Here is a 22,318-nt window from a genome sequence, read left to right on the forward strand (position 1 = left end):
TCACTGATGATTTAATTTTCGTGCCAGCAGAATCTGTTCGGTTTTGTAATCATACAGACCCTGTTCCAGACCAACGGGATATTCGTGTGGCTCCAGATGCCGCTGAATGCCCACGTGGAACAGATCCAACTGCTGCTGTGCCCGTTCGCGAATGACTGACAATGATTCGTGTTGATGAACGATCTCCCCCTGCTGGACCACGGGGATCAATAGATCCTGAGAGTCAAGTTTGTCGTCCAGCACGCGTCGCCGCGTTGAATCCAGAGGATCGATCAACACGCTTCGTTCCGAGGTTGGCGGAGCAAGTTCATTAAAGATCATGTCGGCCACGGCCCCGTTTTCATTCAGATAGCGTCTGGTCTGTAGAATTCCGGGGGTAGAGGTCTTGATGGCCTGTTCGGACAATTTCAAACGGGGTTCCCATTCCTGGTCTTCATTCCTGATCGCTCCCAGTTTGTAAACCCCTCCCAGGGCGGGTTGTTCGAAGGCGGTCACCAGGCGAGTACCCACACCCCAGACGGCGATTTTGGCTCCCTGCATTTTGAGACTGCTGATGGTGGTTTCATCCAGGTCATTGCTGGCCACAATCGCGGCTTCCGTCAGCCCCGCTTCATCCAGCAGGCGTCTGGCTTCGATACTGAGATACGCGAGATCTCCCGAATCGAGCCGGATCCCCACCATTTGATGACCGGACTCTTTTAACTGAATCCCGACGCGAACCGCATTGCGGACTCCATCGAGTGTATCGTAGGTATCGACGAGGAAGACGCAGTTATTAGGCATGGCCCGGGCGTAATCTTCGAAGGCGGAAAGCTCGTCATCGTAGGACATGACCCAGCTGTGAGCGTGTGTTCCTTTGACGGGAATTCCGAACAGCTTACCGGCCAGCACATTGGATGTGGCTGCACACCCACCAATATAGGCGGCTCGACTGGCTGCCAGGCCGCCATCGATTCCCTGGGCCCGCCTTAATCCGAACTCCAGAACCGGATCTCCCCCCGTGGCGGTACAGATGCGTGCCGACTTGGTGGCGATCAGCGTCTGAAAGTTGATCAGATTCAGTAGAGCGGTTTCCAGCAACTGACACTGCAGAATCGGTCCCGTGACCCGCACCAGGGGTTCGTGGGGAAAGACCACGGTCCCTTCCGGAACCGCTGCCAGATCACAGGTGATCCGCAGATCCGCCAGGTATTCCAGAAAGCCACTGGAGAATAAGGGGCGGCCATCGTTGCCTTCCAGCGTCTTCAGATAACTGAGATCATCTTCGCTGAACTGGAAGTGCCTGATATATTCCAGAGCGTATTCCAGACCGGCGGCGATGGTATAACCACCCTGAAACGGATTTTTGCGAAAGAAGAGGTGAAAGACGGCTTCCTGTTCAGCTCTCCCTGTTTTCCAGTATCCATGTGCCATCGTCAGCTGGTACAGGTCTGTTAAGAGCGTCAGTGAAGTATCGTAGATCTTATTCAGGGCCATTGTGGGTTCCTCCGATTCGTTAGTGTATTATAGACACTAACCAGCCCGGTTCAATACATCATTCTGATCATCTTGATAAATTCACGGAATTTCACTCCCCTGCTCCCTGTAAGGAGCCGGAAAGGGGTGATCACTGACAAGTTTGGTACTGAAAAACTCTTCACTTATCCAATTAACAGGCAATCATTTACGTCATTTCAGTTCCGAAAACCAGACCTTGGAATTAATGTTGCTCGATTTGAACCGATTCTACTATACTCCCCCACCAGCTATTTTATCTTCACTGCCTGATTAACCTGAGCCTAAGGCTTTGCGACTCACGTTTTTTGAATATTGTTCAACCTGTCTTTACCACTTCCTGCAATCCTGAGTCTGCTCCGAGACTGATGAAGCTTACGAAATCGGGCTCGGCTGATTACTGGTACTAACCTCAAGCCCGCCAACCTGATGGAGTCGACTCTCGTGGTCGCAGGATTGTCAGCACTTACCATTCAATAATATAGATGTTTAATGAATAATCGAGTCAAACTCGCTCTGGAAGATGTGGTCGACGTGATCAAATCCAGCCGGTTATGTATGTTTCTGGCATGGTTTGATATTCGCATCCGTTATCGCAGATCTAAAATTGGTCCATTCTGGATCACGATCAGTATGGCAATTTTTATCATTGCCCTGGGAGTTGTTTACTCCAAACTGTTCAACATGGCTCCCGATGAATATCTGCCCAACCTGGCGGCAGGTTATCTGTTCTGGACGCTCATAGCGGCGACCATCAGTGAAGCTCCCACGATCTTCATTGACAATGCCGCTTATCTCAAAGATATGAAAATCAATCTGCTGGTCTTTGTATTCCGGGCGCTGGCACGTAACACGATCATCTTCCTGCACAATGCCCTGTTTATCATGTTTGTCTGCTTTTATTTTAAAATCTGGCCTCAATTACAGACACTTCTCGTGATTCCAGGTCTGTTTCTGGTGTTGTTGAATCTGTTCTGGATCACCCTGTTTTTCGGGATCGTGGGTGCCCGCTATCGTGACCTGGCCCCCATTATTCAAAGTATGGTACAGGTGCTGTTTTTCGTCTCTCCGATAACCTGGTTACCCAAGCTCGTAGGAGAAGACAGCTGGGTTGTGATGTTCAATCCGATTGCTTACTTCCTTGACCTGACTCGCGCCCCCATATTGAACCAGACTCCTGCATTGAGCTCCTGGTTGATTACCGCAGGAATCAGTATTATCGGTTTTGCTGTCAGCCTCTTACTTTACGCCTACAAACGAGACCGGATTGTTTATTGGATTTGATATGGCCAGGATTAAAGTAGAAAATGTAACGCTGCATTACCCGATCATCGGGGCCGGCGACCGATCCGTGAAAAACAGGCTGCTGAACTTTGCGACCGGAGGAAAAATCACCCGGGACAGTGGCACAATGGTCGTTACAGGCCTCGATCGAATCGACCTGGAACTGCGGGACGGCGACCGTCTGGGTTTGATTGGACACAATGGTGCCGGTAAATCCACATTACTGAAAGTTCTGGCTGGAATCTATATTCCGACACAAGGCTCTGTGGATATTGAGGGACGCGTTGTTTCGACCCTGAATATTACACTGGGTTTTGAACAAGAAGCCACGGGATTTGAGAATATCTTTCTGCGTGGTCGTCTGCTGGGACTGACCACCGCCGAAATCGAAGACAAGCTCGAAGAAATCGCAGAGTTTACCGAGTTGGGCAAATATCTTGATCTGCCGGTACGAGTTTATTCTTCCGGGATGCTGATGCGGCTGGCATTTGCCATTATGACATCGCTGGAATCGGAGATTCTGCTGATGGACGAAGTCATTGGTACCGGGGACGCCCGCTTTATCCATAAGGCGGAAGCCCGATTGAATGAATTCATGAACAAAGCCAAAATCATGGTGATTGCTTCACATTCAGATGATGTCATCAGAGAGTTTTGTAACACGGCACTTCTTCTCAAAAACGGAACTCCCTTTGCCCAGGGTGAGATCGAAGAAGTGCTGGAAATTTATCAGTCAGCGGATTACCAGACATAAACCATACGGATTTTCGGAGCAATTCTCCATGAGCCAGGCAACCAGAATCATTTGCAGAAACCTGGAACGTTCCATCGCAGCCAAAAACGAGTTGTTGCAGAACGCACAGACTCAGGCCGAATTTGCCCGGTCAGTCGACATCGTATTGAACTGCTATCAGCAGGGGGGCCGCCTGTACGTTGCCGGGAACGGTGGCTCCGCGGCTGACGCCCAGCATCTGGCTGCGGAATTTGTCAGTCGCCTGGCCAGGGACCGTGCCCCGCTGCCTGCGGAAGCGCTCACTACAGACTCCTCGATCATTACCGCCATTGGCAATGATTATGGCTACGATCAGATCTTCTCCCGCCAGATTGCGGGCAAACTGAGCTCGAAAGATGTCTTTCTGGGAATTACGACATCCGGGAATTCGCCGAATATCGTGAAGGCCCTGCAGGTCTGCCGCGAGCGCAACATCCAAAGCATTGTCTTCACCGGCCACGATGGCGGAGCAGTGCGTGAATGGAGCGACGTCTGCGTGATTGCCCCTGGTGAGTTAACCAGCCAGATCCAGGAAGTGCACCTGGTACTGGAGCACACGCTTTGTGAGTGTGTCGAAGCGGCCCTGTTTGACTTCGAACTTTAAAACGCTGCTCCCAGACTGAATTCTGGCCCTGCGGGGAGATCATCTCAGCATAACATCGTGAGCCTGTCGACTCCGCGGTTCAAATGTGTCGCGCTAATATATCCAGGATGCTGGCAGCACGATTGGCATAACTGTGCTGCGCCAGCGTTTTCTGTTGAGCCGCCTGACCAATCTTAACCAGAGACTGCGGATCATCAAACAGCTGCTCCAGCTGCTTCCCAAAATCGCTGACAGAGTCGAACAGTACGATCTCGGTGCCGTCCTCGTAATAGTCGAGGATTTCCAGACTTTCCGTGAAGAAGAACTGCACAGCACCGGCCATCGCAGCTTCGAAAGTTCTCGGTCCGGGTGTGGAAGGGACCAGTTTGAACCTGTTATTGGCATAATCAAAATGGCGGCCGACATTGAGCGTAATTCGGGAATTACCGTAATACTCGATCAACTTCTCATTCGAAATGGTTTGATTCACAACGTAGTCAGCCAGGTTCACAGGCCATTCCGCTCCCCGGATGATGGTTTTGTATTTTGACAGGACGGGTGCCAGATCTTTGATCAGTTGGACCCGATTTGCGAAGGCAACCCCACAAAAGAAGATATCATTTTCATACTGATCTGTGACCTGTCGAAAATGCGTCTTTTTAGATGCTGCCAGGGGCATATGAAAAACATGTGGATGCGCATAATGCTGGCTGGCCCATTTGTCATTCGAAAAGATTACATCAGCCACATCCTCAACTTTGAATCGGTAATCAATTTCATAGGGATCGTCATGCAACCAGAATGAGAGCAGGATATCATGTGTCTGACAGTGCTTTTTGACTGCCTGATACGAGATGTCATCAGGCATGCAGGAGCCAAACATCAACAGGATATCAGGTTTGTATTTTTCCAGTCCCTCAATCACATAATCCAACGCGACCTGATGTACCTGGCCAGCCCCGAGGATTTCCTGAAATCCTTCTGTAACGTAAGATCTCAGGACAGAGTTATTATTCAGGGCATCATAGGATGCACCCGAGATCAAAATACTTTTCTGATGTGACATCAAATCTATTTGCCTGTTATTGAATCCAGGTATAACACATTAGGGACCGGAGAATAAACAGGCTCTCCGGCGAATCGATATCGTTGCCGATTCCGTATTGAGTCAGTACGTCTTTCGCAACGATCAGCGTTTCAATTCTGCGACGATACGACTACAGGTTTTCTTGATACCATTCGACCTGTAAAAGCGATAGGCTTTTCGCAACTTCTGCTGCAGTCGGGCTTCAGGATATGATTTATCGATCACCAGCACACTTGAATCAACCGATTCAGGATCTGAAGCGGTATGCTGGACCAGGGTATCACTGATCAGTCCCTGCGACAGGCTTTTCAATGACATATCTGAGTGACCTTCCGGATACTCTTCAATATGTTCGCACTCCAGCCCTTCGTAGATCTCCTCTAAAATCTCCACATGCTGATCAACGCCCGTCACATCGAGTTCTGCGATATTATCGACGACAGATTGAAACAACTCCCGGTCAGATTTCAGGCGTCTGAGCGTATGGATGGCGCCGCCACAATCATTCAGGGGAACCACAAAGCCATCCACACCATCGGTGACCCGTTCACCCTGAGCGCCAATATCACTGACGATGGGGACCAGATTATTGTACCAAGCCTCAGACAGAGTTAACAAAAATGTCTCTGGCCAGGTCGACAGGTGCAGAGAGACATTCATATCTTTCAACAGATGTTTCAGTTCAGAAACGTCGTATCCTTGATGAATGAATACATTTTTCAAATCCCACACTTTCAGAATATGAGAGTAGTGATCATTGATGCTGCCATAAATATGAAACTCGATATCATCATCTGCCATGGCTCGGAACATATCCAGGTAGACTTCCGCACCTTTGTTGGTGGTAAAGTTACCGAGAATCGCGACTTTGATTTTATCAAGCTGTTTTCCGACAGGGCGATCTCCATCCACAATCGGCGTGGGGAGGGGCATGACCTGCATGTTGTCCAGGCCTTTATAAATCCGTTCGTAGTATGATTTGGTCGTTTGAGAATAACCGATCACAACGTCTGTGCTTTTCAGCACCCGTTCGAAAAATGCTCTTCTCTTTTTCACCATCCCGGCTGCAAAACCCGCCCGTTTAAAGGCACAAACATCACAGGTTTCAATACAGCGGTTGCGTACATCACAGTAGGTATGTTTTTCGTTATACAGATTGAATGAATCGCAGAGATAATAGAAATCCTGAATACTGAATACACTCTTAATCCCGAGCGTTTTAGAAATCAGAGGCAATGAAGGAATGTGATCAATCAGGTGATGATAGTGAACGATGTCGATCTGATATTTCACCAGCAGGTCAAAGAAACGACTTTCGCGTTCCGGTTCAGATAACCAGTTTCCATTGATCGGCGAACTGAAATTCAACTCTTCCAGCACATTATAATCCGCATCCAGTACGAGGTAAGATTTCTGTCGATCTTTCTGCTTGTTCGGAATCAGAAAGAATATTTCATAGTTATCCTTCAGTTTTTTGACGATGCCATCAACGTAAACTTCAACACCACCAAAGGGTTGAACGTTGATTACATTATGGACAACTTTGAGAAGTCTTTTTTTCTTTGGATTGGATTGAGTGATCAACTGAGAAACCTCCGATGTTTTATGTGAATTTAATGTTTCTAAAAGGGTATCGATTCTTTGATCGTAGGTATGATTTTGAATCGCACGTTTTTGCGAGGCTTCCAGTATTTTTTTCCTCTCCTCGGGCTTCTGGGAGAAGTACTCAATTTGCTGAACACACTCTTTGATATCCTTGAAGGGAAGATACTCTTCCCCCGGAATGAATAACTCCGAGTTCATATCCAGAGAATCATCAACAAGCAGTAATCCACCAGCCATGGCAATTTCGAAGAGTCGAGGACCAGGCGATTCCGCCTTGGCATCATTGCCGGATGCGCTGAATTCACGGTGTAAAATTAATGAAAACTTACTGACATTCGCAATTTTGGCCAACTCCGAATTGGGAGTTCGCCAATTGATTTCACAGCGAGGTACCGGCAGATTCACCGGGGGCAGAAATTCATTTGCAGGCAGTGCCAGTTTATATTTCAGTTCCGGTTTGGCCTTCAATAGCGACCGGATAAATTCGGTTCGATTGGGCCAGGCAGTACCGATGAAGCTCACATCATAACGATAGTTCTCATCGGATTCGGGAATCTCGTGGTAATGAAATTCCTCACTTGATGCCAGAGGCAGAAAGCAGGCCGGGCAAGGATATTTGGAAACAGAACCGGGATCATTGGTAAAGACACAATCAAACAGATCACTTTGCCTGATGTTGTTGCTTAACTCATACGGATCTTCCGTAAACCAGACAGCGGAGGTGCCGCAGAGTTTTTTCAACGTATAGATGATGGGGCGATTGATACTTTCGCCACCGTAGACAATCAATAGATTGAAACTGCCGTTCCGGGCAACGGTAATCGCATCTGTATAATCAACCAGTTCGACCCGCTCCACATCTGCATGCCGTTGCAGGGCATTTCTGACTTGCAGACAGATATAGAAATTCGGATCACTCTTCTTCGAGTTGATTAGCAGAATGCGCCATTTTTCATCCATCACAATTCCCCCAGGTTTTCACACTACCTCCTGTGGCAGTATAAAATTGAACTCCGTTTATGACCTCAAATACAAATAAGAACAATCAGCCCGCAATTTTCTGTTGCACATACTCATCAGGAGATCGCCCCTCCTGAAACTGGACTTCACTTTCAACGGAAGCGGTTTTCTCCCGACTCAGCAATTTCCGACACGAATAATAACAACACAACAAACTGAAACGCAGCCAGACACTTGCCATCACAAGCCACATCAGGACGGCAGGATATTGACCTGTGAAATGTTTCCGATAGAACCTGACCATCCCGTGGTGCTTGTGCCACTCCACAAAGATCGGACGCGATTTACTGCAAGTCCCCTGGAAATGGGCCAGCCGGGCGTCCGGAACAAACATGATCTTCCAGCCTCGATTGCGAAAGCTCATGCACCAGTCAAGATCTTCGCAGTGCAGAAAATACTCTTCATCCATGCCCCCCACGTCTGCAAAAGATTCACGGGAGACCAGCATACAGGCCCCGGAAATAGCCTCGACCTCAACAGGACCATCGGGGACTTCCTGCTGATTCAGATTGAAATTTTCGAAATAACGGGGAAAAACCCGTGCCAGAAAAGAAAGATGACAAACCCTCAACAAAGCACGCCAGGGTGTCGGTATGAGTCGTCGGCAGCCAACCTGCTCGGATCCATCGCTGTTGAGTATGCGTCCTCCGGCCATCCCGGTTTGCGGCGTCTCTTCAAAGCAGCGAATCAGTTTTGTGATTGCCGATTGATCGATCTCGCAGTCAGGATTCAGGAACAGAAGATACTCTCCGCCGGCCGCTCGGGCACCAATATTACAGGCAGTTGCAAAGCCGAGGTTTTCCTGGTTTTGAATCAGCTGGATGTGACGGAAATGTCGGAACTCGTTTGATACATCGGATATGCTGGTATCACTGGAATTGTTATCAACGACAATAATTTCCAGCTGTAGATTACAATCCACAAGAGACTGCACGCATTTCAGCAGTTTCTCTCCCGCATTATAATTAACAATGATGACCGAGATCTGACAGCTATTCACTATATTTTCCCATTCTACCGATGATCGCATGCCAGATGCCCAGGCTGATCATTTTCCAGTTCTCAAACCTTCTCCCTACAAAAACCGAATAGACCACCGACACCAGAAACAGCCGTCTGGCATCCATTATTTTCCAGGAACGTGAGACCCATTTTTGTTTCAACAGCCACAATCCATTTCGCATGAGATAGTAGTATCTCAACGAAGAATGAGTCGGGATCGTACGCCCGAAGAGTCTGATAAACTGGTTGCCCAGATCATGCTCCATCTGAGCACAACCGACTCCAATAATTTCATAACCTCGGGAATTGGCCCGCAGGCACCATTCGGTATCCACGTAATCGATGAATAATTGTGCTTCCATCAGCCCAATCTCATCCAGAGCCTTGATCGAAATCAGTGATCCCGAGGTGATCAGCAGGTCGACTGAAACGAGTTCGTCGTCAGCACAGGGAATACGCTGTAAACGGAATCCGTTTAATTTGACGAAGGGAGACGAATGCTGACCTTTAACATCCTGATATCGGGGACCAACTGCAGCAATTCTCCTGCCTGCCTGCGTTTCTGTTTCCATCGCATGCAGCAGACAATCAATCAGATTGGGACTGGGTAAGCTGTCCTGATCAAACAGGACCACATGGCTGACTCCCAGTTCTTTTGCCGCCAGAACGCCCCGGTTTATCGCTTCTGCAATGCCCAGATTCCCCCCCAGCGTGATACAGTGACCGTTCTCAGGAATGAGATTCAGGATCTCTTCCTGCGTCGCTCTGGCGGGGCTGTTGTCGACTACAATCACGTGGGCCACCTGAGGACTGATGGCAGCCAGCAGACGACTCACCCCTGCGTAGTCGGGGTTATATGTTACAATAATACATGCAACAGTATTCATATGTTATTTCACCATCCTAGCTTAATAACACAACATTTCTGATGGGCCAGAAGTATTTTCTATTTGCTGTTTAAGGACATAGAAATGATCACTTCTGATCCGGGCAAATCTATTTTGAGTCTCGCTTCAGACAGGGAGGTCATCTCGAACGGCCGGGATGCTTCAACAGCAGTGCTGTCACGAATACATGCGGATCTGAAACTGAAACTCACTTAAATCCAAGTAAACAAGTTATTTCCGAGCTCTGCTGGAACTTCGAGACCGGGCTAAATACAGGGCTTTTTGCCTGAAATTAATAGCTGAAAAATGTTAAGCGCGTCAAACTGAGCAATTCGAGCGGGCATTTTATACATAAATCGCTATCTCAGTGGAAGACCAGCTACCCCAGCAACCTGGTCAAATACTTCCCGTAATTGGTTTTTCCAAGTGCTTCGATCTGGTTTGCCAGTTGATCCCGGTCAATCCAGCCCTTCTGAAAGGCGATTTCTTCCAGACAGGCAATTTTCAGGCCCTGACGATGTTCAATGGTCTGAAAGAAATGGCTGGCATCCTGCAGGCTCTCATGTGTCCCGGTGTCAAACCAGGCATGACCGCGTCCCAGCAGTTCGACGTGTAAGTCACCACGTTCCAGATAAGCATTGTTGACGGTGGTGATTTCGAGTTCGCCCCGTGCTGAAGGCTTCACGTTTTTCGCGATTTCAATCACATCGTTATCGTAAAAATACAGGCCCGTAACCGCAAAATTTGATTTGGGCTTTTCCGGCTTTTCTTCGATCGAAATTGCCTTGAAATCGCTATCAAATTCAACAACTCCGAACCGTTCCGGGTCATGCACCTGGTATCCAAATACTGTCGCCCCGGTTTCGCGGGCTGCAGCCGCTTTCAGGCTTTCGGTGAAGCCGTGTCCGTAGAAAATATTGTCTCCCAGGATCAGACAGGCTGGATCGGATCCGACAAAGTCCTCACCAATCAGAAAAGCCTGCGCCAGACCGTCCGGAGACGGCTGTTCGGCATATTCAAACCGCACGCCCCACTGCTCTCCCGTTCCGAGTAGATCCTGGAACATAGGGAGGTCATGTGGTGTCGAAATAATCAAAATTTCTCTGATCCCGGCCAACATCAAAGAGGAAAGAGGATAGTAGATCATCGGCTTATCATAGATTGGCAACAGTTGCTTGGAAACAACTTTGGTCACCGGATGAAGGCGGGTCCCGGATCCTCCTGCCAGTACGATTCCTTTTCTCGACATCTGCTTTTCCTGTCCTGTTTCAGACGGTTGAGGTTGAACGAATTAGAACCAACCTGTACCAGTGCGGGAACATCCCCCAGTCCCTCGATCCATCTCAAGCAGCTTCTGATTCACGGGAACTCACCGCAGGCGCCTAATTCAAGCTTTACTACTGGTGAGCGTTTGGTATTGAAATTCAGAAAATAAAGCAACACGATTTCCGGATCTTAATCAGGAATACATGGGAAATCTCGGAACTTTGCAGGCATTGCAGAGCTTCACTCACATTTTGCGAACTCAATCAAGAAACAGGAAGACGTGTTGAGGTCTTTCCGTCCCTCAAACGAAAAAGAAGTGCACACTGGAACACATTCACTAAAAGGTAATTCTGCTACTTCCAAGGTTGATAAAGCAGCAAAAGTCCGAGGATGGTCGTCAGCGACAGAAATAATGACCCTTTGACCAACCATGCTCCCGGCCGACGCGCATCATCATCCTGGACTTCCAGCTCCTCGGGCACCTCAAATGTATTTTCGTAACGCCCCCGAACCTTGTCGTAGACTGAAGTTCCCAGTATCAGCAGAATGCAGACGATCAGGGTAATCAAGGGGACGACAGGCCCCGCGACGGTGCCGATGGCGATCAGCAGTTTTGAAAAGCCTCCGGAAACATACCCTTTGCTCATCAGCATAATTCCGATACCAAATCCCACCAGGAATCCAGTGAGATGCATGGCCCATTGATGATCAAAGACGATCAGTGCTAATCCGGTAAAGACACCCGCCAGATTCAGCCAGTTGGGAATGCGCTGCGTGAGAAATTCAATCGAGATGGCCACAGACAACAACAGAGCCAATACACAAATCACTGGCCAGACCAGGATTGGAACAGCAAACATGGATCAACAAACTCCACTTACAAAATGATTCTCTTCGAGTGATCGATGTGTTTTCTTTTGAGATTCCCGAATCAATCCGATTTGGCTTGCGCTGGAAGATAGCGATAGATGGTATCGATGATGCGATTGTGATGCTTCGTACGCTGGACCGTGTTGCTCTGCATCAGCAGAACGCCTGCCAGATTGCGTTCAAAATCGATCCAGGCAACCGGCCCCGAGTAGCCAGGGTGGGACAGTATTCGCGAATGTCCGTTGACCTGACTGTCTTTAATCTGAAAGGCCAGTCCATATCGTCCGTTCGTTCCCGGCTGTGGCTGATACAACAGTTCGAGTGTTTCAGCGCGGATCAACTGTTTCCCGGCATGCTTTCCTCTATTGAGGTGCAGTTGCATCAGCGTCCCCAGATCGTCGAGTGTTGAATAGACGCCGCCTCCCGCCGTCGAAAGCCCTTTATTCTGACGGGCTGCTACTTCCAGTCCAAATTGATCCGGTTCGAAGACTCCCGGTTTCGTAGAAGAATACAGAGGGGCCAGCTGTTTCAGTTCCTCTGGTGTCGGCTGAATTGTGGTATGCTGTAAGCCCAGCGGCTGAAATACCCGCTCCTGCATCAATGTAATGAATGTGTTCCCCGTCACTTTTTCAGCTACACAGGCTGCCAGATCAATCGGGCGCCCGTACATCATCTTTGTTCCCGGTTCAACAACCAGTCCCAGTTTCAGACAGGCATTGACAAAGTCCCCTGCCGTCTGGGGAGCCACGTAGCCTGCGAGTTGGGGACTGTTCTTCTCCAGTTGGCGTTCCACCTTGAGCCAGTTATCATTCGGAATTCCGGAGGTATGACTCAGAGCATGTCGCAAACGGACCTGGTCCTTGGGCTTTGATCCATCGGAGAGCCGGATATCTGCAAAGGCAGGCCAGGTCTTCGCGATCGGGTCGTCGAAGGTCAGCAAGCCTTCGTCCGCCAGTGATGCCATCAGTGTCGCGGTAAAGAGTTTTCCGGTCGATGCGAGCCAGCAGAGCTGATCAACGGTGAACGGTTTTTTCGTCTCTATATCAACAACCCCGTGTGCCTCACGCATCACGACCTGGCCACGGTGAATCAGCAGAATCGAGATGCCCGGATAATAACCTTCGTCGATCACTGCCTGAATTTCTGATCGGATTGCAGCCCGCCCTGCCTCGGACAGAGATGTCTGCACAGGCGGAGCAGAACTGATTTTCAGGTTCCGAAACTCGAGTGCTCCAGCTTTCTCCCCCGCGGGTCCGCCGGAATCTCCGCCCAGGCCGAATGTCAGTTTGGGTTCAGCGATGTAGTCGGCCTTGACTGTAACTTTCTGCCCATCAACGGTTGCGGTCATGCTGGGCCCATCAAAGCGAACCTGCGCCGGATACCATTGGCCCGTCTCAATTTTGTGGGGCTGTTGCAGCAGGTTCTCGGACTCCCCTTTCTTCGCATGTCCCAACACGCGAATCTGGTCCTGGCTGATCACAAGGTGCACAATATGCCCCCGCTGCTGCGAACCGTTAAAGATGATCCCCGCGAACCGTGCTTTGCCTTCCAGACGAAATTCGAAATCGACGACGCCATCCCCCAGTTCGAATCGCCGCATCTTGACGGGGCCGTGCCGACGAGGACCGGATTCGTAGCCGCGGAGAATCCCCTGCTCAGCTTTCCAGGTTCCCAATCCCCAGAACCAGTCTTTCGAAAGCGGCTCCTGAAACGTTTCCTGCAGCAGGGGTTTGTCGGGGGTGACCTCAGCGGCAGAAAGTTGCCACTGAAAACTGATGAACAGAATCAGACAGAGCAGCATCTTCAAAAAATAAGCGTTCATATCTCAGCTACCTGGAAAGAATGGTGCAGAAGGAAATCAAGTCACAAACTGAAAGTCATGAATGCGCTCAGAGATCTTTTTCGGTAGGAGGGAAGCGTTTGCGGCTGTCACTGTCCACCGGCTTACCACTGCGTGTATTCCACCATTCATGAGCCTTGTCGGGATCATAACTGGGGTTTGGCAACGGCATCCGGGCACTGACACTGTGCCTCCAGGAATTGAGTTTCTGCTTAAGGTCAGCCACGCGACCTTTCTTTTCGCCTGCCAGATTGTTCGTTTCACCGATGTCATTACTGATCTGATAGAGTTCGATGTCCCCGGTGCCGTCCAGGTATTCAATCAGTTTCCAGTCCCGTTCACGAATACTGCTGGCAGGGCGGTCATGGTGGTAATGCGGGTAGTGCCAGTAGAGGGCACTTCGTTTAAGCTGAGCATCCGGATTTTTCAATAATGGAACCAGGCTCATTCCGTCGATCGTCTGATTTTTCGGCAGTGACGCGCCTGCAAGTTCGACAAACGTCGGATAGAAGTCATAACTGATGGTCGGCTCCTTACAGACGGTACCGGGTTTCACCAGAGGCGGATACTTGATAATTAAAGGCACCCGGACGCCCCCTTCATGCAGAGAACCTTTCTCCCCTTTGAGCGGTGCCTGGGTTGAGACATTGTCGTCTGCTTGCTCCCGGTAGTCATACCGACGATAGAGGCCCCCGTTATCAGAAGTGAAGACGACCATGGTTTCGTTCGTCAAACCTTCAGCCTCGATGGCATCAACAATGCGTCCCACCATTTCGTCACAATGCTCAATCATCGCGGCGTAAACCGGATGAGGCAGATCCTGTTTGAGGTCGGCTGCTTTCTTACGGTACTTCTCCACCTTGTCCGACATCGCTCCCAGCGGGATATGCACGGCGAACGGGGAGAGCATCAGAAAGAACGGTTTCTGTTTGTTATTCCGAATGAAGTCGATACTCAAATCGGCTTCGAAGTCTGTGCGATATTGTCCTGTCTTCGGTTTCAGATCGCTTCGGCCCTGCACCCGGTATTTTCCCGGCAGATGGGGACCGCCGATGACTGCAGAAAAATCATATCCCTGGCGTTCGGGTTGAAATTCGGGTCCATTACCCAGGTGCCACTTCCCGATGTAGCCTGTGGTGTAGCCGGCCGGCTTGAGGGCTTCTGCCACAGTAACGGTATCCAGGGGAAGCGCCATCGTCGGGCGGGGGGTGATTACACGCTCGAAAGGCCGCCAGTGCCCCGAAATGAAATCGGTAATTCCGATTCGCGCCTGATTCTGTCCCGACTGCAGAGCACATCGCGTGGGCGAACAGACAGCTCCTGCAGCGTAGAAATCGGTAAACTTCATCCCTTCTTTTGCCAGCTGATCGATGCGGGGGGTGTCGACGAAGTCATTGTCGTAACAGCCGACGTCTTTCCAGCCCATGTCATCGATAAAAATCAGCACGATATTCGGCTGATCGGCAGCGGAGAGGGTTCCGGTTGCCCAGAGGAGAGTAAACAGAGACAGAACAATCACGCGCGCCATGATTTCAGCTCCCGTTGTCTATTCAGGGTGGGTCCCGCCAAAGCAGGACAGAGATAAAGTCAATCAAAACGATCTGTTCATCTCTTATAACCCATGACTGCAGCACGGTTAAGTGATTTCCAGTGACTCATTTTAGAAATCCGCAAAGCGGCAGGCACTACTAACGCAAGGCGGTCTGGTTACCGGGCATCACAGTCAGCAGATAATTCAGTTCTCTGTTGGATAATGATAAGGCTGAGACGCTTCGTATAATTTCTGGCGGCTTTCAAACTCGGTTTTCAAGTCATCCGCGGCCAGGGCGATTGCTTCCTGATTGGCCTTCATAGCTTCTTCGAAATTTCCGTTTGCAGCGTAAGCGACTGCGAGGTTTGCCCAATGAATGGCCTGGTATTCCACTCGATAATTTATACTGATCCGCTTCCCGAAGAGAGCGAGCTTAAGTGCTTCCTCAGGATTTCTGAGTGCAGGATCATTGATGGCTGACTGAATCTCCGCAGCCGCCATGATGACATCGACGTTCTCGCGATACTCTTTCATCGCCAGTTCCAATGCAGCGAGCGCCTCTGGATATCTGCGCAGCCCGTATAACGCCAGTCCCTGGTATTGCTGGATCTTTTCCATTCCGGGCCACTTGGCCAGAGTTTCCGTGGACAGCTCCAGCAACCGATCGGCTTGCCCCTGTTCCCAATAAACTTCACACAGTTTCAGTCTGGGTACAACATCATCTGGCTCCTGCTGAACCCGTTTCTCCCAGTAGGCCACTCGTTCTGCCAATGGTGCTTCTGCTGCGGGCAAATCTGAAGCGGGAAGTCGTTTCAGTCTCACGTTCTTCAATTTCCAGACGATCCCAGGTGGGTTCGGCAGACGGACGGCTTTACTTTTCGACTCGATCTTGAAGAGCAGATGATTCCTGAGGGGCGCTGTGTCGTCAAAGCGGACCTGATCCGGGTAGTTCCCCAGGGTAACTTCGCTGGAATCCGCATTCAGCTTCCAGTCGATCAGATGCATGCCGGGATCCATCACGCGAATGGACTGCTCCTGATGACGGTACGGCACGCGATCGACGGTATAAATTCGGAAACCGGCGTGCAGGTCTTCCAGCTTATGGAATGGGTTTGCCCCCTTTAATTCTGCTTTGGGATAGGACCAGTAGCCTCGAATTCCCACATTGAGTGATGGTATTTTTTCACCTTCTTCATCAGTCTTCCCATACAATTCTTCCCAGCGAATACCAATATGCGTATCACCGGGATGAGTCGCGATTTGCTCGATGTGGGCCTGGATCCGGAGTGGCGCCTCCACGGTGATCAGAGGGCGGGCCCAGGAGTGCTGTGCTTCATTTGTTTTTCGGCAGACGAGCAGACTTTGATCTGCGCTGTCCCAGTCAATCTGATCGGCGCTGATCTCCCAGCCGAGGCCCTGATCTTCGAAATCAAATTCGACCCAGTCTCCCTTGAGGTATGCCCTCAGTTGTTGCAGCATTTTCCCTGTATGTGCATAGTAACGTTCTGCAAGTTCCCCCTCGGCCGTTGGTTTCAATGCCTGCCACTCTTTTTCCAGGGCATCGATTTCCGAGAGCTTTGCATCCGCAGTCCAGCCTTTGCGTATTTTTTGATCGAACTCCAGAACACGATCCTGGACTTCTCCCTGAGCAGCAAACAGTCTGCACATCAAAAACTTTCCGGGACGATGTGATTTCTGAAGCTGAGAATAGTCGAGGTCTCCTTCAGTGGCTTTAAACTCGGCGAGAGCCAATTCTGGATACCCTGCCCGCTGGAGAAAGAGACCAATTCTTGTCCTGTAGTAAGGAGTATCTCCATATAATTTTTCATCCGGATGTGCTGCCCGGTATTTCTCCCGCTGAGTCAGGAAATGATCGATGATTGTCTTAGCACCAAATTTTTTCTGTTGTGACCAGTCATCGATGAATTCGTTGTCCTGCAGATATAACATGACCTCAAACGCATAGTAAGGCAGTTGGGTATCAAATCGATCACTGTTGATACAGTGACCGGCAAAGCTGCGAAACTGACCCAGATCGCCTCCCCAACGCGGCAACATCGAATTCCACAACGCATAATAAGGAAGTGACCGATCGTAATGGTTTTCGACAGAACGGCGAAACCAGTCAACCGGCTCATAGACTCTGTCATGTCCCGTCATGGCAACCGAGATTAATCTGATGGGAGGGTGAGGAGAATCCGGCCGCAGCAGACAGGCATACTCCAGATGAGCCTTGCCCATCTGGATACCTTTCTGGAAAGTCAGTTGATCTCCATGGCTCATTTTGCTGGCATATCTGCCTCGGCGTTCTCCCCAGGCCTGGTCGAGCAGACGCTGCCCCGTCAACCAGTGTTTGATAAATGGCTCGATCTTTTCTGACTTCAAACAGCCGACGACTAAACCGTCGCGAAAGGTGATGTCGTTCACCTCCCAGATCCCGGCTAACTTGAAATGGACACAGTCCAGCCACTGCTGCTCTGTGGAGGCTTCTTCCAGCCAGCGTACGATGCTTACCAGTAAGGCATCTTTATGCCCTTTGCTGACCGATGAGCTGAAATCGACTACAAACAGGCGGAGATAAACCTGAATGATCTGCGGGTACTGGCTCGTTCTCAGCTGCTCGAGACACTGGGTCCACATGGACAACGCGGCGTCGGAATCACCGGTCTCTTCATACAAGACATAGGTCACGTAGGTCAGCAGTAAGGGATCATTGGATTGGAGCTCGATCACTTTCTTCGCCAGCGAGATGATTTCAGCATCCGACAGAGAATCGGGTTGTCCCGTCACTTTGAACAGGTAAGCCTTCAGAAATTCCTCGCCCGCGGCTTTGACTTCGGGTTTGTCTTTGGTCAGTTGCTGATATGCTTCCAGCTCCCGCAGGCGGAACTTGTGATACTTCTGCAAGAAGTCACGGGGAGCGACGACCTGTTTGACGAGCGCCAGATCAACGGGTTGATTCAGCGTTTTCCCCGCGCGTTTGATTTTGAACGCTTTGACCTTACCGCTCGCCTGGCTGGCTTCCTCGTAGAGGTCTTGGCTGAGCTCCCGATAATTTCCGGTCAACAGAAAAACGGGACCGTCGCCGTAATCGGGATACTCCAGTGGTCTGGCAGCACGACGGGCGGGATCATCATATCCGAGCTGACGGATCTCCGCTGCCACCTTGACATCGCGGTTCGCCTGTTGCTGGGCAGCACGTTCATCCTGCCTGAAAAAAAGCAGGGCCAGCAGAGCCACCAATACCAGAATCAACAGAGTCGAACGGATGACATTCTTTTGCACTGGAGAGAGCACGGATCCTGTTTCCTTCTGTAAGTGTAGGGCTAGCGAAACAGATCAACCTCGAGTCGGTACATAAATACAGTTCCAATCTAATACTACGCAGTTCGTCAGGCAAGCAGGAAATGTGATAACCGGCTTGATTCAATTAAAAGCAGCAGTGAGCTCTGAAGAATTACTCTTTGCGTATTATGGTTCAGCCCTTATAGTACGCTCGTCGACTCTCTGGATGCTGTGTTATTTTCTTACCACCATGACGATCATCTTTTGCTCGAATGGCAGTGATTCCAGACCTGCGGATAATTCAACGTTGATTTATTCGTCTACTTATACGCAGACCTCTGATTGGTCAGTCTGGGATCAAAACACCAGTTGATGACGTTTTATCGCGGTTGACGATCTCCGTTTTTGACAGGCTGGTCAAAATCAGACAGATTATGTATCTGTCATTTGACTGGAGAAAAGGCATGTTCAACGAAAAACTGGAGTCGCTGCGTGGAGTTGCGGCTCTTATGGTCGCCTTCTATCACAGCTTTCTTATCTTTACAGTCGATCAGAACCGGACGATCTGGGATACCGCCATCTATGATGTGACTGGCGTAAATTCCTTCCTCACAAGGATGGCATTGGCTCTGTTCAACGGCAGTGCTGCGGTGTCCATTTTTTTCGTGCTCAGTGGATATGTCCTGGGGCTGTCTCTCGATCGTAAGCCCAGAAACCTCATCACCTATCACGCTTTTTATATTAAACGCGTATTCCGGATTTATCCTGCGTATTTCGTGTCGATGACATTGATCATTCTCTCGATCATCCTGTTTCACAAATATATCGAGTTCCCGAATACATCCCTCTGGTTCAACTGGTGGTATACCGAAGGCATCAGCTTTAAGTATGCGTTGGAAAATTATTTCCTGCTGAATACTGATATCAATAACGTCGCCTGGACGCTTAAGGTGGAGTTGCTCATCTCCTTCATTTTCCCGGTGATCTACCTGCTTAACCGCTGGTTTGGCTTTAAGATGAACCTGCTCTTTTTACTGGGGCTGATTATTCTGGGGTACGCTGGCCCCGTCATGCCGACAATCCAGTATGCATTTACATTTTACATCGGGCTCATGCTGCCTTCCTTTCTGAAAAGTCAGCATTTCACAACAGCCAGTCCGTTTCGGGTGAATCTCTACTTTGCAATCAGTCTGGTGTGCCTGCTGTCAGGCAGGGTTTTTCTGGCAAAGATCCATGGTTTTTTACCAATTCTGGTGGAAGGAGTAGCCTCGGGTTTCCTCATCTGGATTCTGTTAAGCACAGAGGCAAACACGTTCTTTAATCGTTTCCTGAAGCTCGATCTGGTACGAAAACTGGGTAAGTACTCTTACTCTTTTTACCTGTATCATTTCATCGTGATGTACTGGGTAGCCTATGGTCTGCTGTTAATGATTCAGCCTGAGATCTCGGCTAAGTATCCGGTAATTTTAAGTGGGCTCATCGCTTTGATCTCAATTGTGATCTCCTATTTCCTCGCGATTCAGTCGTATGAACGTGTTGAACTTCCCATGATCAGTCAGGGAAGTCTGGTAGCTGAAAAATATACCGCCGCTTCACGGCGCGTTACGGGAAGGGGACTCATCGTGTTACGCCGCTTGCGTAAAAAAGTGGAGGGCCTGCCTCTGGCGATGGCTCTCCGTCGTTCCCGCTAATTCAGAGATCAGAGGAAAGCACATCGCCAGCCGATGAAGGTCCGACTTCAGGGACGTGCTTTTTATAGAGATTCAAACGCAAAAAACGCTGAGTGATAAGTCACTCAGCGTTTTAATGCGATTCAAATTTGTCCTTTGACGTCTCAGTCTCAGGAAAGCTCCTCGACAAGGACTCGAACCTTGAACCTAGCGGTTAACAGCCGCTCGCTCTACCGATTGAGCTATCGAGGATCAGTTTTTGTGGTAAGAGATTTCTCTCAACCACGTTGTGCCTATAAGATATTGTGAGAAAAGCGTGAAGTCAACCGAAGATAAAGTGGAACCGGCGACGTTCTGACAAAATTTCAGGAAAAGTTGGCAGGAACGGTTCACCCTAACTGAGTCAGATCACTCGGTTTCGGATTCGGGCTGCTCGGGAGCCACGCCTTTGATCTTCTCCAGCGTGACTTTGTTCCCCTGATCGTTATATTCGATCAGATTCATAAAAGCGCCCATCAGCATGATTCCCCGTCCGCAAGGGCGTTCGAGGTTCTCCAATAGAGTCGGATCGGGGACTTCAGTGCGATCGAAGCCTTCCCCTTCATCCTGGATCTCAATGCGAACCCGCTCATCGCTGATCCAGCATTTGATATCCACACTTTTGTCGGGAGACATCCGGTTGCCGTGTTTGATGGCGTTAACCAGAGCTTCTTCCAGCGCCAGCCGCACTGCAAATACATCCCGATCGGGGTATTCACGTACCTCAAGACCCTCAACAATGCGGGCCTGTACAGCCTGCCCTTCTGAGGTATCGCTGGGAATCGTTACTTCAATGTATTCGTCCGATGACATGAGTTTGGCCAGCACACGATTTCTGGTGTTTATCCAGTGACTATTCAGAGACCGCTTAAAAGCTCCGGTTGATCCATTCCCCGGTTTTGAATCAGAGGTGATTCACTCTTAAACGTCCCACAATGTATTGCTCAAAACCTGTTCTAACGCGAATGGTAACAGCCGACGCTTCCCGTTCAGCAATTACCAGACCAGTGTTAGAAACCTTCGAGCGCCGCCTCCTGTGTTTCGGCGATATCAAACAACTGATTTAATCTGGTGATGGCAAAAACTTCATAAATGTCAGGACGAATTGAGCAGAGTTTCAACTTGCCCTTTGCCTTTTTCACTTTTTTATCCAATGTGATCAACTTTCCAAGTGCAGCACTTGAGAGGTATTCCACGTTGGAGAAATCAAGAATGATCTTCTTGCGACCATCTTCATCAACAAGCCCAAACAACTGGGTTCCGATGATCTGGATATTGCCTTCATCCAGAATTTTCTTGTCTATAAACTTTGCAATGGTGACATCCGAAACTTCTTCGATGTCAACACGACGGTGACCAGCTGCCATAATTCCAGCCCACCCTCTTCTAAAGAGACAAAATTCCGACGTTGGCACATGTATTCCCTCTGAATACATTATCGTAGATAGGAGTTAACCGACGACTGCCTGGCCCGATCGGAATCGATCAAAATAACGAGTTGAATAAAGTAACAAATTATATCTGTTGAATCCAAAAAAGGAATTATCTAAACAGATATTCCCATTAGACTAACATCAATTTTGCTGAGGACACATATCCCCGGTTATGCATGATCATCACGCTTTCTTTCCTTGGTGTCAAGCATATTCACAAGATTGTTTAGCGGAATATCCGGGTCTAAGTGCCATATTCAGCAGAGTTTGTGTAATCTCACGCTGTCACTTTGGATAAAATCCCATCGATTCTCTTCCCTGCCCCGGAAAACCACCCGTGACGATCAATAGTTTTGCTGCTGAAGCTTGCGATTTGTATAGAAATTGAAACAGTCAGACGTTGCCTGTTTCGTTTGTGAAACGTATTTCCACAACCTGACCTTCGGTTGAGTCTGAACCCGGCATTGATTTCGTTCGTGGTTCTCTGTCTCCCGCACTGTGCAGACAGTATTAACTGTCATAACCCTGTCGATCTGGCTTCGTGACGGTGAAACCCGCGCAATCAGATTCATCCTCGCGCAACCGTTGTCAGTCCAGGCGCGCTGTTTGCCCTCTTAACAGGTTTTCTCCGCAGCTTTATCTCTGCAGAA

The 22,318-nt window shown here is 49.4% G+C and carries 16 protein-coding genes and 1 tRNA gene; 4 read left to right on the plus strand and 13 right to left on the minus strand.

Going from position 1 to position 22,318, the window contains the following annotated elements:
* Entirely contained in the window at positions 1 to 1,476 is a 1,476-nt protein-coding gene (locus HG66A1_RS23190; protein ID WP_145189702.1) for a nicotinate phosphoribosyltransferase, read from the minus strand.
* 510 nt (positions 1,477 to 1,986) lie between these two features.
* Between HG66A1_RS23190 and HG66A1_RS23195 the strand changes: the two genes are divergently transcribed.
* Genes HG66A1_RS23195 through HG66A1_RS23205 form a run of 3 tightly spaced genes read left to right on the plus strand, consistent with a single transcriptional unit; the run spans position 1,987 to position 4,154 of the window.
* Positions 1,987 to 2,778: an ABC transporter permease gene (locus HG66A1_RS23195; protein WP_145189705.1), complete on the plus strand. Its 792-nt coding sequence runs from the start codon at positions 1,987 to 1,989 to the stop codon at positions 2,776 to 2,778.
* 1 nt (position 2,779) lies between these two features.
* Positions 2,780 to 3,532, plus strand: coding sequence for an ABC transporter ATP-binding protein (locus tag HG66A1_RS23200; RefSeq protein ID WP_145189706.1), 753 nt, complete (start codon positions 2,780 to 2,782; stop codon positions 3,530 to 3,532).
* A 28-nt stretch (positions 3,533 to 3,560) separates the two neighbouring features.
* Positions 3,561 to 4,154: an SIS domain-containing protein gene (locus HG66A1_RS23205; protein WP_145042829.1), complete on the plus strand. Its 594-nt coding sequence runs from the start codon at positions 3,561 to 3,563 to the stop codon at positions 4,152 to 4,154.
* 79 nt (positions 4,155 to 4,233) lie between these two features.
* On the opposite strand, the gene HG66A1_RS23210 is transcribed toward HG66A1_RS23205, so the two are convergent.
* The 9 genes from HG66A1_RS23210 to HG66A1_RS23250 form a co-directional block, all read right to left on the minus strand.
* The gene (locus HG66A1_RS23210) at positions 4,234 to 5,199 is read right to left on the minus strand and encodes a glycosyltransferase (protein ID WP_145189710.1); all 966 of its coding nucleotides are present in this window, start codon (positions 5,197 to 5,199) and stop codon (positions 4,234 to 4,236) included.
* A gap of 123 nt (positions 5,200 to 5,322) precedes the next feature.
* On the minus strand, positions 5,323 to 7,785 hold the full coding sequence (locus HG66A1_RS23215) for a glycosyltransferase (RefSeq protein ID WP_145189713.1): 2,463 nt from the start codon (positions 7,783 to 7,785) through the stop codon (positions 5,323 to 5,325).
* 85 nt (positions 7,786 to 7,870) lie between these two features.
* Positions 7,871 to 8,845, minus strand: a complete 975-nt coding sequence (locus HG66A1_RS23220; protein ID WP_232102019.1) for a glycosyltransferase family 2 protein — start codon at positions 8,843 to 8,845, stop codon at positions 7,871 to 7,873.
* Positions 8,838 to 9,734 carry a glycosyltransferase family 2 protein gene (locus HG66A1_RS23225; RefSeq protein WP_145189719.1) on the minus strand — a complete coding sequence of 299 codons (897 nt, stop codon included), beginning with the start codon at positions 9,732 to 9,734 and terminating at the stop codon, positions 8,838 to 8,840. Before HG66A1_RS23225 ends, HG66A1_RS23220 begins: the two co-directional genes overlap by 8 nt.
* A 379-nt stretch (positions 9,735 to 10,113) precedes the next feature.
* Positions 10,114 to 10,983: a glucose-1-phosphate thymidylyltransferase RfbA gene (gene rfbA, locus HG66A1_RS23230; protein ID WP_145042840.1), complete on the minus strand. Its 870-nt coding sequence runs from the start codon at positions 10,981 to 10,983 to the stop codon at positions 10,114 to 10,116.
* A gap of 370 nt (positions 10,984 to 11,353) precedes the next feature.
* On the minus strand, positions 11,354 to 11,860 hold the full coding sequence (locus HG66A1_RS23235; protein WP_145189722.1) for a prepilin peptidase: 507 nt from the start codon (positions 11,858 to 11,860) through the stop codon (positions 11,354 to 11,356).
* 71 nt (positions 11,861 to 11,931) lie between these two features.
* Positions 11,932 to 13,692, minus strand: coding sequence for a serine hydrolase (locus HG66A1_RS23240; RefSeq protein WP_145189725.1), 1,761 nt, complete (start codon positions 13,690 to 13,692; stop codon positions 11,932 to 11,934).
* Positions 13,693 to 13,759: 67 nt separating this feature from the next.
* Positions 13,760 to 15,238, minus strand: coding sequence for a sulfatase (locus HG66A1_RS23245; RefSeq protein ID WP_145189728.1), 1,479 nt, complete (start codon positions 15,236 to 15,238; stop codon positions 13,760 to 13,762).
* Positions 15,239 to 15,445: 207 nt separating this feature from the next.
* On the minus strand, positions 15,446 to 18,538 hold the full coding sequence (locus HG66A1_RS23250; protein ID WP_145189731.1) for a tetratricopeptide repeat protein: 3,093 nt from the start codon (positions 18,536 to 18,538) through the stop codon (positions 15,446 to 15,448).
* A gap of 452 nt (positions 18,539 to 18,990) precedes the next feature.
* Between HG66A1_RS23250 and HG66A1_RS23255 the strand changes: the two genes are divergently transcribed.
* Positions 18,991 to 20,217, plus strand: coding sequence for an acyltransferase family protein (locus HG66A1_RS23255; RefSeq protein WP_197996764.1), 1,227 nt, complete (start codon positions 18,991 to 18,993; stop codon positions 20,215 to 20,217).
* Positions 20,218 to 20,375: 158 nt separating this feature from the next.
* Here the strand turns inward: HG66A1_RS23255 and HG66A1_RS23260 are convergent.
* From HG66A1_RS23260 to HG66A1_RS23270, 3 genes are all read right to left on the minus strand, one after another.
* Positions 20,376 to 20,448 (minus strand) — tRNA-Asn (locus HG66A1_RS23260).
* Positions 20,449 to 20,604: 156 nt separating this feature from the next.
* Entirely contained in the window at positions 20,605 to 21,048 is a 444-nt protein-coding gene (locus HG66A1_RS23265) for an ATP-binding protein (protein WP_228030287.1), read from the minus strand.
* A 197-nt stretch (positions 21,049 to 21,245) separates the two neighbouring features.
* Positions 21,246 to 21,602: an STAS domain-containing protein gene (locus HG66A1_RS23270; RefSeq protein WP_002647021.1), complete on the minus strand. Its 357-nt coding sequence runs from the start codon at positions 21,600 to 21,602 to the stop codon at positions 21,246 to 21,248.
* Positions 21,603 to 22,318: the final 716 nt, after the last annotated feature.

This window comes from Gimesia chilikensis, from assembly GCF_007744075.1.
In the GTDB taxonomy this organism is placed as follows: Bacteria; Planctomycetota; Planctomycetia; order Planctomycetales; family Planctomycetaceae; genus Gimesia; species Gimesia chilikensis_A.